Source organism: Mycolicibacterium vaccae NBRC 14118 = CIP 105934 (assembly GCF_001552715.1).
Classification (GTDB): Bacteria; Actinomycetota; Actinomycetes; order Mycobacteriales; family Mycobacteriaceae; genus Mycobacterium; species Mycobacterium vaccae.
The window spans coordinates 1-12,087 of the sequence record NZ_BCRS01000175.1 but is presented as its reverse complement, the minus strand read 5'-3'; the positions used below and the strand labels follow the sequence as shown (position 1 = coordinate 12,087).

Here is a 12,087-nt window from a genome sequence, read left to right as displayed (position 1 = left end):
CGACGCGCCGGCTGCGGCGACAACCGGATCGGCGGCTCCCCGGCGGTGGTTCCTCGTTCTGCTGGCCTGCTACTCGCTGGAGGGGGTCGGCTACATCGTCGCGGGCACTTTTCTGGTCGCTGCCATCGGCGCGACCTCACCGGGCCGGTTGAGCAGCGCCGCCTGGCTGCTGGTCGGACTGGCCGCGGCACCGTCTGCGGCGTTGTGGGCCAGGGCGTGCGCCCGGTGGACACAGCCGGCGCTCCTCGTGATCGCCCTGCTCATCCAGGCCGCGGGGATGGCGGCGCCCGCGCTCTTCGGCGGTGCCGTGGCCGCTCTGCTCGGCGCCGCGGCCTTCGGCGCCACATTCATCGGGATCAGCACCATGGCGCTGGCCGTGGGTCGGGTACTGGCCGTCCCGGGTGCCGTCGCGGTACTCACCGCCGGGTACTCAGCCGGGCAGATCGTGGGCCCGCTGGCGGTCACACCGCTTGTGCACCACGGTTTTCAGGCCGCGCTGCTGGCCGCCGCGGTCGTGGTCGCGGTCTCGGCGGCCGCCGCCCTGTGGTTGCGCCTGGGCTGTCGCGAACTCAGCCCGCCGCCGCGCGGTGCGGATCGCCGGACGGCAGCCACACCCCCGGTGCGGTCAGCTCCGAGGAGTCGACGCCGGCCGTGAACGCATCTCTGACGCTGTGCACCAACGGGTTCGACTCGTCGCGGCGCCACACCAGCGACCATGTCCACATCGGCACCGGATGGTGCACCGGCCTGCGCGTCAGGTCGGGTGGGGCCGCGTCGTTCTGTCCCTTGGGGTTGTTCAGCACCGGCCGACCGAGCCGGCGCACATGGTCGAAGAACGTCGAGCCCGTCACTCCCCCGTCCTCGACGCGCACCACCTGCGCACCCGTGACGTGGGCGAACTGTTGGGCGTACCGGTTCCACGACGACCAGCCGGCCTCGTCGGCATCCAGCAGCACCGTCAACTCGCGCGCCTCGACCGGCGAACCGTCCTTCCCGACGCCCAACGCGAACAACCGGTCGACGCCGACCAGCGCCGCCTCCAGGCCCATCGTCTCCAGATCCGACCGCTCCAGCCAGCAGATCGCGAGGTCCAGACCACCCTCCGCGACACGGGCCGCCTGCGTGTGCGACGGCATCACCCAGGTGTCCACGCGCAGCTGAGCCACACCGGCGGCCCGCTCCGCCCAGTCCGTCGGGCACCACTGGACGTAACCGATCCGGACCGGCTCGGCCGATGACAGGCCGAGGGCATCACGCCGGAGCTGGTCGGCCTGGGCGATGAGGGCCCGCGCCCGCGGAAGCAGTGTCGAGCCGGCCGCGGTCAACGCCACGGAGCGGCGGTCGCGGTCGAACAGCTGCACCTTCAGGTCACGCTCGAGCGCCTTGATCTGTTGGGACAGTGAGGGACCCGCGATCCGCAGCCGTTCGGCCGCCCGGCCGAAGTTGAGCTCGTCGGCGACCGCGACGAAGTAGCGCAACTGCCGCAGCTCCACGCGGTCAGCGTAGTGCAGTGCGAGCCTGCACCTACCAGGAGTGAGCCGATTGGTCCTGCGCACCGGGATTCGCGACGCCCAGCCACGGGTTTGACCGAGCATCACCTCCAGAAAGGGCACACGACCATGACAACCACCCCCCGCGTCGCACTCATCACCGGCGCATCGCAAGGAATCGGCGCCGCGCTGGTGGCCGGGTACCGCAAGCTCGGCTACGCCGTCGTCGCCAACTCACGCTCGATCGAGGCCAGTGACGATCCGATGGTCCTGGCCGTACCGGGCGACATCGGCCGGCCTGGTGTCGGTAAACGCATCGTCGACACGGCGGTCGAGCACTTCGGCCGCGTGGACACCGTGGTGAACAACGCGGGCATCTTCATCGCCAAGCCGTTCACCGACTACACCGATGACGACTACGACGCCGTCACCGGCGTGAATGTTCGTGGATTCTTCGAGGTCTCCCGCGCCGCGGTGGCCCAGATGCTCGGTCAGGACGCCGATCCCCGTGGCGGGCACCTCGTCACGATCTCCACGACGCTGGTCGAGCACGCCAACTCCGCGGTGCCGTCGGCGCTGGCGTCGTTGACCAAGGGTGGCCTGAATGCGGCATCGCGCGCGCTGGCGGTCGAATACGCCGCGCGCGGAATACGTTCCAACGCCGTCGCACTCGGCATCATCAGGACACCGATGCACCGGCCGTCGGAGTACGACACCCTCGCGGCGCTGCATCCCGTCGGCCGCGTCGGCGAGGTCGACGACGTGGTGAACGCGGTGCTCTACCTGGAGACCGCGCCGTTCGTGACCGGGGAGATCCTGCACGTCGACGGCGGCCAGAGCGCAGGACATTAGGGCAGGACATGACATGGACGCCGTGCAGGTGATCACCGCGGTGATGGACGAATGGAAGGCCGGGATCGACACCCACGATCCCGACCGGGTGGCTGCCGCATTCACCGAGGATGCGGTGTTCCAGGGTCTGCGACCTTACGGCGTGGGCAGGGCCGCGGTGGCCGACTACTACGACTCCCAGCCCACCGGGATGACGGTCACGTACCGCATCCTCGAAAGCCGGCGGCCGGCCGCCGGGGCCGTGCTCGGCTATCTGGCCGCGACATTCAGCTACCTCGACCGGCCCGCGGTGGCACTGGCCCTCGGCGTGGTGCTCACCCGGTCGAGCGGAGGCTGGCAGGTGGCGCAGTACCAGGCGTCGCCTCTGCTCCTAGAATGACGCGGTATCGGTGACCGGCATCGGAGGTGAGGGACATGGCCACGGCGTTCCCCGATGCCGCGACCCTGGACAGCGTGCTGGACCTCGCCGCGCAGGCGCCGTCGGTGCGCAACATCCAGCCGTGGCGCTGGCACGTCGACCGCCACGGCGTGCAGCTGTTCGCCGATTGGGGCCGCCGCCTGGGCGACACCGACGCCGATCGCCGCGATGTGATCGTCAGCTGCGGCGCGGTGCTGCACCACTGTGCGGTCGCCTTCGCCGCCGCAGGCTGGTCGAGCCGCGTCCGCCGCCTTCCCGACGACGGCGTGCTGGCGACCATGGAGCTCGACAAGCGGAGCCAGGGTCCGGGCAGCGTCGAACTGGCCGAGGCCATCGGGCGCCGCCGCGCCGACCGCCGCCCCTACCGCGGCACGCTGCCTGCCGGCACGATCGAACTGCTGGTGATCCGCGCCGAACGCTTCGGCGTGCGACTGGCCGTAGTGCCGGGCATCCGGTGGGCCAGGACCGGCGACATCGACTTCGCGGTCTGCTACGGGGGCGAATCGCCCGGCCATCCGGGAGACGACGCCGTCATGCTGGTGCTGGCGACCGACACCGACGACGACGCGACGCGGCTGCGTGCCGGCGAGGCGGTCAGCGATCTGACGCTGTCGGCGGCCGCGCTCGGGCTGGCCAGTTGCCCACTGACATTGCCGCTGCACGACACCCGCAGCCGCCTGGCGCTGGCCTGTGAGGTGTTCGACGCCGAGGCCTACCCGCAGGCGTTGGTCCGGCTCGGGCCGACTGCCGTCGGTAACCCGCTGCCGCCCGCGGAACGGCGATCCGTCGCGGAGACCACCACGTTCGACCTCGACTGAGGCGCGGACGGCTACCCGGTGAAACCCTCCCCGGAGGTCGACCGGTCGTGGTGGGCGAAGGTCAGCGGGATCTGCCGCCCGCGGGCAATCTCGTCCAGCACCGCGATCCTCTCGCGCGCGGCGGCGCCGCTCTTCTTTCTGCGCTCCCGGATCGGGTTGGACCACGGCAGTTTGTCGGCCAGCGTGGCGATCCGGACGTTGAGGATGGTGAGCTTCTCGGCGACCTGCACCCGACGCTCGAAGTTGTAGCCCAGGGGCTCGAAGAGCGTCCCCTCGACCATCCTGTCGATCTGCTGGTACCCGAACACGACCCCGGCCGGGACGAGCGCGATGGTCGCGGTGAGCTGGTTGGCGTGCCGGGCGACGATCTTCTTGGCCCAGCCCGGAAGGGTCTCGGTCAGGGTCCTCAGGTGCTCTGGACCCGCGATGGCATCGACGAGCTGGGCCCGCCACGGGGACGGGTTGCCGCCCCTGGCCAGGACATAGTTCAACGACTTGATCAGCTCCACGCCGTCGGCGGAGTGCAGCAGCTCGGGCGCACCCCACAACCGCCCCGAGAACGACGAGTACTCGGCGAGATCCTCCAGCTGCTGCCGGGTCAGGGTGCGCCCGAACGCATGGTCGACCAGACGCCCGAGCAACATGCCGCTGCCGAAGCCCAGCAGCGACGTCACCGGAATGGGTTCGCCGAACTTCAGATAGACCTCGTCGCCCCACTTCCTGCGCAAACCGCGACTGGCCAGTGCATGCATCAGGCGTACTCGCACCACATCCTGGAAGGCTTCCGACTGCCGGTCGAAGATGTCGGGCAGGGTGAACTCGGCGAACACCCGCGCGGTCTCGATGAAGCGGCGCGGGCCGTCGTCGGCGAACCGGCCCGTGGCGCCCGTGGCGGCGGAGATGTCGCCGGTCATCGCGGTCTCGTAGAACGCCCAGCCGCGGATGATCGTGGTGGCGGCGACGGTGGCGGACATCGCCAGCATCCGGCCCCGTTCGGCGGAGTCGAGATCGAACTGACCGGGCAGTCCGTCGAGATGTGCGAAGAGATCGACGAACTCCCGGGGCGGATCCTCAAGCGTGTCGATGCCCTGGGTCAGCGCCTGCTCGAACAACGCGCGGCCCTGCTCGTGACCGACACGCTCGAACGCGTCGACCACGCCGATCATGTATTCGTCGCGCTGCCAGAAATAGTCGTCTCGCAGCCGCGTGAGGTCGTTCGGTTCGACCTCCTTGTCAATGTCGATCCACGGCCCGAACAGGATCTCCCGCATGCGGCGCCATTGGTCGGCGAAGTGGTCGCGACCGGGCGGGATGGGGCGCAGCGGCCGTTCCGGATGCTCGCGTCGATTGAAATCGACGTCCTCGACGGCGATCTGCGGACGCTCACCTGTCACAGTCATGCAGCCATCCAATCTCGGGATACAGGGCACTGATTTGTGACGTTAGCTCACGACATCCCGGATGTGAATGGCGATTCCTGATCCCGCGACCGAAACCCCGGCGTCGCTAATCCTCGATGACGTCGAGGCCACGGTCCCGTAGCTCGGCGAGCCTGTCCCGCATCGCCTGGATCTGCTCGTCGGAATGCCCTGTCCAGTCGGTGATCTCACCGACGATCAGGACGGGTTCACGGGTGCGGAACGACCGGGTGGGATTTCCCGGGAGCTTCTTGTCGGTGACGTTCGGATCGTCTTCGAGGGCACCCTGGGGTTCGACGACGAAAATCCGGCATCGGCCGTCGCCGGCGGCCAGTTCCGCGCCCCACACCGCGGCGTCCAACGTCTGGGTGACGTAGACGTGGTTCATCACACGCTCCCGGTCGTAGTTCGACCGCTGCCCGGGTGACAACAGGTCCCCGACCGAGAGGTCGGCTCTCGTCCCGTGCAGGAACGCACCGGACTCGTGGACTTCAAAGGGTTTCGGCGTCTGCGGCACAACCACTTCCGTTCACTTCAACGACAGGACCGCAGGATTGTGCCCTGCGGTCCGGGTCTTGCCGCAAGACCCCCTGGGTGTCGTACAGTGAGAGCGGGACAATCCGCGTCGGTCGTCAGTTGCGCACACTGGTGTCGACGTGCGGCACCTTCACCCTGGGATAGAGCTGGCCGAGCCAGGGATTGTTGCTGTCATTGCCGTAGCCGTAGCCGAAGCGGTACCCATTGCCGTACCCATGTCCGAAGCCATGCCCGTAGCCGTTGTCGTGGTGGTAGGCACTGTCGTCGTTGTGGCTACCGAAGGCAGGCCCGCTGGGGGCGGCCTGCGCCGGACCGGCGACACCGATCGCCACTGCTGACAACGCTCCGGCAACCACGCTGAGCAACCCGAGTTTCTTCACGGCCCTCGCCTCTTTCCTGTCACTGCTCGTCTGCGGATATCACTCCCGCGATATGTGCTGAAACAGGAGACGGCGCGAATTGATTCCAGTGCCCGGCCGCCGCGGTCGTCTACCCCGCGGTCACCTTGGCCGGCTCCTCCCGGCCCGCCAGCCGGTCGTCCCACACCTGCAGCACCTCCGGCGGCGTGCGTGGAGTCATCAGGCTCGCGACCACGTACCCGATCAGGCTCGCAGCGAGACCGAAATAGATTGGCTCGTTGGCCAATACGTCGCCGACCAGCACCATGGTGCCCAACGTCACAGCCGTGCCGACGCCCATCGACCACAGTGCGCCGGCACCCGTGGCACGCTTCCAGACGAACCCGCCCAGGATCGCGACCAGCAGGCCGCCGACCAGGATGTCGTAGGCGATGGTGAGCGCGGCGACCACGTCGTTGAGCATTGCCGCGATCACGATGACGACGATGCCGAAGGCCACCACGTACAGCCGGTCGGAGTGCACGTCACGCTCGGCGTCCGACTCCCGGGGTTCGGTACGTCCGAACAGCCGCAACACCATCGGTTTCACGTCCGTGCGCGCCACCGTCGCGGTCGCGATCAGCGCACCCGAGGCGGTCGACATCATCGCCGCCACCGCGGCGGCCAATGCCAGACCACTGATGCCGACCGGCAGGATCGTCTCGGCGAGCTGGGCGTACACGTCATCTTTTGAGGTCTCTGGCCCACTGGCGGGCAGGAACGTCGACGCGGCCATCCCGATCACCGCACCCGCGACGCCGTACAGCAGGCAGTACACCGCCGCGGTGGTGCCGCCCCATTTGGCCACCCCCGGCGAGCGCGCGGTGAACACCCGCTGCCAGATGTCCTGCCCGATCAGCATTCCGAAGCTGTAGACCACGAAGTAGGTGATGATCGTGGCCGTGCCGATGGCGCCCAGATCGAAGGCCGCATCTCCGGCTCGCTCCCGGATTCCGTCCAGCCCACCGGCTTTGGACAGTGCGAACGGTAACAGCAGGCAGAAGATGCCGATCGTCTTGAGGATGAACTGCACCATGTCGGTGAGCGTGATCGACCACATGCCCCCGATCGACGAGTACAACATCACCGTGGCACCGCCGATGATCACCGACACCGTGCGGCCGGTGCCGAACAGCACGTTGAACACCGTGGCGTAGGCGATGGTCGAGGTCACCGACAGCATCAGGGTGTAGGCCGCCATCACGACACCGGACGACGACGTCGCATCGACTCCGTAGCGCAGCCGCAGCATCTGCGCGACGGTGTAGACCTTCAGCCGCTGGATGCGGCCGGCGAAGAACAGGCTCAGTGCCAGCAGCCCGACCGCGATCGCGACCACCAGCCACATGCCTGAGATGCCGTACTTGTAGCCCAGTCCGATGCCGCCGACGGTCGACGCGCCGCCGAGCACGACCGCGGCCATGGTTCCGGTGTAGAGCACCGGACCGAGCCGCCGTCCGGCGACGAGGAAGTCGGCCGAGTCCTTGGTTCTTGTCTTCCCCCAGAACCCGAAGGCCAGCATCGCGACGAGGTAGATCACGATGATGGCGATGTCGAGTGGTTTTCCCATGGTGGCTCCCCCTGTCAGGTGGGTGCGAACATCCGCAGCAATGCGGGTAGCACGACGACCGCGGGTCCGCGGGTCGTGAACGTGTCGGCGATTGCTTCACCGACTCCTTCGAGTGACACCCGTTGCGCGGGCACCCCGAAACTCTGTGCCAGCGCGACGAAGTCGGGGCGGTCCAACTCCGTGGCGGTGGCCTGACCGAACGTGTCGGTCATGTATTCGCGCAGGATCCCGTATCCGCCGTCGTCGACGATCAGCCACGTGACGTCGGCGTCGTGCTGCCGGGCGGTGGCCAGTTCGGCGATGCCGTACATCGCGCCGCCGTCGCCGGTCACCGCGAAAGTGCGCTGCCCGGTGCCGATCGCGGCGGCCACGGCGGCCGGGAACGCGAAACCCAGCCCTCCTGCGCCCTGGGCCGAGTGGAACTCGCCGTCCCGGGGATCCCACGCCGACCAGGCCCAGTACCCGGCGATCGTCATGTCCCAGAACGTCTGCGCGGCAACGGGAACCGCGGCCCGCAGATCGGACATCAGCGTCAGCTCCGCCGCGACGTCCTGGCCGGCCAGCCGGTCCTGCACCGCAGTGCGCAGCATGGCCGCGACGGCGGGCCCATCTCCGGTGCGCGGAGTCACCTGACCGGCAAGGGCGGTCAGCGCCGCCGCGGCGTCGGCGTGGATGCCCAGCGCAGGATGATTGGCCTCCAGCACCCGGGCCTCGGCGTCGATGTGGATCACGCGGCCCTTCGGCGCGAGCGTGAAGTAGTTGGAGGTCACCTCGCCCATCGCGGTGCCGACCGCGAGCAGCACGTCGGCGTCCTCGAGCAGCGCGGTGGTGTGGCGGTCCTCGATCCACGACGCGGCCGACAGCGGATGCCCGAACGGGATCGCGCCCTTCCCGCCGACCGTCGAGACCACCGGCGCGTCAAGGCGTTCCGCGATGGAGACCAGTGCGGCGGGCCCGCCGGCCGAGCGCCGCACTCCACCGCCGGCCAGGATCACCGGTCGCTCGGCGGAGTCCAGCAGCGCGCCCGCCGCGCTCACCAGTTCGACCCGCGGCCGTCGGCGGGTCACCGAGGTCGCCACGGACGTCACCGGCGGCACGTCGACTGGTTCCTGCAGCAAGTCCTGCGGGATCTCCACCCACACCGGCCCGGCCGGCGCGGACTGCGCCAGCGACCAGGCATCGGCCAGCAGCGACGGGATCTGCGAGGGATGCCGGGCAATGGCAGTGCTTTTCGTGACGTTCACAGCGCTGCGCCGCTGGTCGTCGAGCTGATGCAACATCCCGCGGCGCAGCCCCATCCCGGCCCGCGGCACCTGGCTGACGATCACCAGCAGCGGCACGCCGGTCGCGTAGGCCTCCTGCAGCGCGCCGAGCGCGGTCAGCGCGCCCGGCCCGGTGGACAGGAACAGCACCCCGACCTCACCGGTGGCCCTGGCGTACCCGTCGGCGCCGAAGGCCGAGTTGTTCTCGACCCGAGAGCTGACGAACGTCAGGTCGCTGCGCCGGATCGCGTCGAACAGTGCGAGCGCGTTCTGGCCGGGGATGCCGAACACGTGCGAAACACCCAACACCCCAAGTGTTTCGACGACGACGTCGCCCCCGTTGCGACTCATGACGCGTGGCGCATCGCCAGCAGGGACACCAGATCGTAGGCGACGTGTGAGGCGGCGATGCCGGTGAGCTCGGCATGGTCGTAGGCGGGCGCGACCTCGACGACGTCGGCGCCGACCAGGTTCAGGCCCTCGAAGCCGCGCAGGATCTCCAGCAGCTCGCGGCTGGTGATGCCGCCGGCCTCCGGGGTGCCGGTGCCCGGCGCGTGCGCGGGGTCCAGCACGTCGATGTCGACGGACAGGTACACGGGGCGGTTGCCGACCCGGTCGCGCAGCTTGGCGACGACCTCGCGCACTCCCTGGTGGTACACGTCGGCGGAGGTGACGATGCCGAATCCGAAGCGGCGGTCGTCCTCCAGGTCCTTCTTGCCGTAGAGCGGGCCGCGGGTGCCGACGTGGGACAGCGCCTCGGTGTCGAGAATGCCCTCCTCGACCGCGCGGCGGAAGGGGGTGCCGTGGGTGTACTCGGCGCCGAAATACGTGTCCCAGGTGTCCAGGTGCGCGTCGAAGTGCACCAGCGCGACGGGCCCGTGCTTGGCGTGGGCGGCGCGTAGCAGGGGCAGCGCGATCGTGTGGTCACCGCCGATGGTGACCAGCGACGTGCCGTCACGGGTGAGGTCGACGGCCGCGGCCTCGATGGTCTCGATGGCCTCATGAATGTCGAACGGGTTCACCGAGATGTCCCCGGCATCGACCACCTGGGCGATCTCGAACGGCGACACGTCCAGGGCGGGGTGGTACGGGCGCAGCAGCCGGGAGGACTCCCGCACGTGCGCGGGGCCGAACCGCGCGCCGGGCCGATAGGACACCCCCGAGTCGAACGGCACTCCGACGACGGCGATGTCGGCGCGGGGCACCTGGTCGAGGCGGGGCAGGCGGGCGAACGAGGCCGGTCCGGCGAAACGCGGCGTCTTCGACGCGTCGATCGGGCCAACGGGCGTGGTCATGCGGTCACTTCCTCTGCCAACAAAGGTTTTTCGTCTTCTGACGTGATGGGGATGCCGGCGGGCGCTCCGGCTCGCACGAATCGCGGACCTTCGGGACCGAACGCGTCGGCGGGTTCGGGGAAGGCGATCAACAGCAGCGGATACAGCACCGCGGCGACGCCGAGACCGACCGGGATGGACAGGTCGACACCTGACGCGAGATCGCCCAGCGGGCCGACGAACTGGCCGGGCAGGTTGACGAAGCACAGCGACAGGCCGGCCGACACCAGCCACGCGGTGAGGCCGCGCCAGTTCCAGCCGTGCCGGAACCAGTAGCGCCCGCCGCGCTGTCTGCGGTTGAAGACCTGCAGGGAGTCCGAGTCGTACCAGCCGCGGCGCACCACCCAGCCGATCATCATCACGACCATCCACGGCGCCGTGCACGTCACGATCAGCACCGCGAACGTGGAGATGCTCTGCACCACGTTGAACGCGAACCGGCCCACGAAGATGAACCCGATCGCCAGCACGCCGATGAACACCGTGGCCTGCACGCGGCTGAACCGCGGGAACACGCTGGAGAAGTCCAGCCCGGTGCCGTAGAGCGCGGTCGTCCCGGTCGACATGCCGCCGATCAGCGCGATCAGGCAGACCGGCACGAAATACCAGCCCGGCGAGACCGCCAGCAGACCGCCGACGTAGTTGCCCTCGTCGATGAACTGCGGCGCGTTGGTCGCGACCACGGCGGCGGTGACCAGACCGAACAGGAACGGCACCAGCGTGGCCAGCTGCGCGCAGAACGCCGCGGCCATCGGCTTCCACGGCGCGGTGTCGCGGGGGATGTAGCGGGACCAATCCCCAAGGAACGCACCGAAACTCACCGGATTCGACATCACGATCAGCGCGGCGCCGACGAAGGACGGCCAGTACAGCGCGTTCGTCGCGGCGTCGGCGCCGGGACCGTAAATCCCGGGGTAGCCCGGGTCGAACGTGCCGCCGAACGCGACGATGCCGAGCAGGAACAGCGCGGTGGCGGCCACCACGGCGATCTTGTTGACCAGCAACATGAATCGGAACCCGTAGATGCAGACCACCAGGACCAGCAGCGCGAAGATGCCGTAGGCGACGCCGACCGCCCAATCATTCGGCGTGGCGCCGCCGTCCCCGCCGATCAGCCGGTTCGCTCCGCCGACGAGCACGTCGCCCGAGGTCCACACCGAGATCGAGAAGAACGCGACGGCGGTCAGCAGCGACAGGAAGGAGCCCACCACGCGGCCGTGCACACCGAGGTGCGCCGACGACGACACCGCGTTGTTGGTGCCGTTGCGCGGACCGAACAGCGCCATCGGCGCCAGGATGGCCGCGCCCAGCACCACGCCCAGCAGCGTCGCGAACAGCGCGTCCCGGAACGACAGCCCGAAGATGATCGGGAAGCTGCCCAGCACCACGGTGGCGATGGTGTTGGCGCCGCCGAAGGTGAGCCGGAACAGATCCAGCGGACCCGCGGTGCGCTCGGCGGCCGGGATCGGCTCGACGCCGTGGGTCTCGACCTGGGTGGCCTTCGGAGGGGGCGCGAGCGCGGGTCTGTCAGCAGCCATGACGGTCCTTCCGCAGCGGCGGTGTGGTGCGGCTCACGGTAGAGCCGCAGGTCAGACCCCGCAAGCGATTCCTTCGTTACAGCCATGTTGCCGATCATGATGTGTCGCTACGGGCCGGAGTATCCGATCGGATAGCGTGCCGGGATCGGTATGTGGTGACTGATATGCCGGCGGCACCGCGCCGAAAAATCTTGCACCGATTCACGGACAGGGAGTGGTGGCCGGATGGACGAGGTCGACGAGGCGATCGTCGAACTGCTCGAGGTCGACGGGCGGTTGACCCACCGCGAGATCGCGGCCCGGGTGGGTCTGTCCCGCTCGGCGGCGGCGGCCCGGGTGCAGCGGCTCATCGGCAGCGGCCAGGTGGTGATCCGCGGCGCCGTCCACCCGGCGGTGCTGGGACGCGGCGCACTGGCTCACGTCAGCGTCGCCCTGCACGGTCCCGCCGCGCC

At 69.2% G+C, this 12,087-nt stretch carries 13 protein-coding genes; 5 read left to right on the top strand and 8 right to left on the bottom strand.

Annotated elements, in window-relative coordinates:
• The coding region (locus tag MVA01S_RS30615) for a YbfB/YjiJ family MFS transporter (RefSeq protein WP_159426347.1) at positions 1–655 on the top strand (655 nt) is incomplete at its 5' end.
• Here the strand turns inward: MVA01S_RS30615 and MVA01S_RS25175 are convergent.
• Positions 570–1,493, bottom strand: a complete 924-nt coding sequence (locus MVA01S_RS25175; protein WP_003930806.1) for a LysR family transcriptional regulator — start codon at positions 1,491–1,493, stop codon at positions 570–572. The two genes, MVA01S_RS30615 and MVA01S_RS25175, sit on opposite strands and share 86 nt — an antisense overlap.
• Before the next feature lie 126 nt (positions 1,494–1,619).
• Between MVA01S_RS25175 and MVA01S_RS25170 the strand changes: the two genes are divergently transcribed.
• From MVA01S_RS25170 to MVA01S_RS25160, 3 genes are read left to right on the top strand one after another with little or no spacing between them, the layout of a single operon-like run.
• Positions 1,620–2,342: an SDR family NAD(P)-dependent oxidoreductase gene (locus tag MVA01S_RS25170; RefSeq protein WP_003930805.1), complete on the top strand. Its 723-nt coding sequence runs from the start codon at positions 1,620–1,622 to the stop codon at positions 2,340–2,342.
• Positions 2,343–2,355: 13 nt separating this feature from the next.
• Complete coding sequence (locus MVA01S_RS25165; RefSeq protein ID WP_003930804.1) at positions 2,356–2,721, top strand: nuclear transport factor 2 family protein; 366 nt, start codon at positions 2,356–2,358, stop codon at positions 2,719–2,721.
• A 35-nt stretch (positions 2,722–2,756) separates the two neighbouring features.
• A complete protein-coding gene (locus MVA01S_RS25160; RefSeq protein ID WP_003930803.1) occupies positions 2,757–3,578 on the top strand; it encodes a nitroreductase family protein in 822 nt (273 codons plus the stop codon).
• An 11-nt stretch (positions 3,579–3,589) separates the two neighbouring features.
• Here the strand turns inward: MVA01S_RS25160 and MVA01S_RS25155 are convergent, their stop codons facing one another.
• The 7 genes from MVA01S_RS25155 to MVA01S_RS25125 all read right to left on the bottom strand — a co-directional run bounded on the left by MVA01S_RS25155 (position 3,590) and on the right by MVA01S_RS25125 (position 11,635).
• Complete coding sequence (locus MVA01S_RS25155) at positions 3,590–4,978, bottom strand: oxygenase MpaB family protein (protein ID WP_003930802.1); 1,389 nt, start codon at positions 4,976–4,978, stop codon at positions 3,590–3,592.
• A 106-nt stretch (positions 4,979–5,084) separates the two neighbouring features.
• A complete protein-coding gene (gene arr, locus MVA01S_RS25150) occupies positions 5,085–5,513 on the bottom strand; it encodes an NAD(+)--rifampin ADP-ribosyltransferase (RefSeq protein WP_003930801.1) in 429 nt (142 codons plus the stop codon).
• Between the two features lie 115 nt (positions 5,514–5,628).
• A complete protein-coding gene (locus MVA01S_RS25145) occupies positions 5,629–5,913 on the bottom strand; it encodes a hypothetical protein (RefSeq protein WP_003930800.1) in 285 nt (94 codons plus the stop codon).
• 109 nt (positions 5,914–6,022) lie between these two features.
• Complete coding sequence (locus MVA01S_RS25140) at positions 6,023–7,501, bottom strand: sodium:solute symporter family protein (protein ID WP_003930799.1); 1,479 nt, start codon at positions 7,499–7,501, stop codon at positions 6,023–6,025.
• 14 nt (positions 7,502–7,515) lie between these two features.
• Positions 7,516–9,114, bottom strand: a complete 1,599-nt coding sequence (locus MVA01S_RS25135; RefSeq protein ID WP_040541431.1) for a thiamine pyrophosphate-binding protein — start codon at positions 9,112–9,114, stop codon at positions 7,516–7,518.
• Positions 9,111–10,058: an agmatinase gene (gene speB, locus MVA01S_RS25130; protein ID WP_003930797.1), complete on the bottom strand. Its 948-nt coding sequence runs from the start codon at positions 10,056–10,058 to the stop codon at positions 9,111–9,113. Before speB ends, MVA01S_RS25135 begins: the two co-directional genes overlap by 4 nt.
• Complete coding sequence (locus MVA01S_RS25125; protein ID WP_003930796.1) at positions 10,055–11,635, bottom strand: purine-cytosine permease family protein; 1,581 nt, start codon at positions 11,633–11,635, stop codon at positions 10,055–10,057. The genes speB and MVA01S_RS25125 overlap by 4 nt, the downstream gene beginning before the upstream one ends.
• Before the next feature lie 225 nt (positions 11,636–11,860).
• Here MVA01S_RS25125 and MVA01S_RS25120 point away from each other — a divergent pair.
• Positions 11,861–12,087: Lrp/AsnC family transcriptional regulator (locus MVA01S_RS25120; RefSeq protein ID WP_159426346.1), on the top strand; the 227-nt coding region annotated here is incomplete at its 3' end.

Excerpts from the sequence above, each read along its gene's own strand:
- MVA01S_RS25170 (WP_003930805.1), top strand. The coding sequence starts at position 1,620 with ATGACAACCACCCCCCGCGTCGCACTCATCACCGGCGCATCGCAAGGA.
- MVA01S_RS25165 (WP_003930804.1), top strand. The coding sequence starts at position 2,356 with ATGGACGCCGTGCAGGTGATCACCGCGGTGATGGACGAATGGAAGGCC.
- MVA01S_RS25160 (WP_003930803.1), top strand. The coding sequence starts at position 2,757 with ATGGCCACGGCGTTCCCCGATGCCGCGACCCTGGACAGCGTGCTGGAC.
- MVA01S_RS25155 (WP_003930802.1), bottom strand. The coding sequence starts at position 4,978 with ATGACTGTGACAGGTGAGCGTCCGCAGATCGCCGTCGAGGACGTCGAT.
- MVA01S_RS25140 (WP_003930799.1), bottom strand. The coding sequence starts at position 7,501 with ATGGGAAAACCACTCGACATCGCCATCATCGTGATCTACCTCGTCGCG.
- MVA01S_RS25135 (WP_040541431.1), bottom strand. The coding sequence starts at position 9,114 with ATGAGTCGCAACGGGGGCGACGTCGTCGTCGAAACACTTGGGGTGTTG.
- speB (WP_003930797.1), bottom strand. The coding sequence starts at position 10,058 with ATGACCACGCCCGTTGGCCCGATCGACGCGTCGAAGACGCCGCGTTTC.
- MVA01S_RS25125 (WP_003930796.1), bottom strand. The coding sequence starts at position 11,635 with ATGGCTGCTGACAGACCCGCGCTCGCGCCCCCTCCGAAGGCCACCCAG.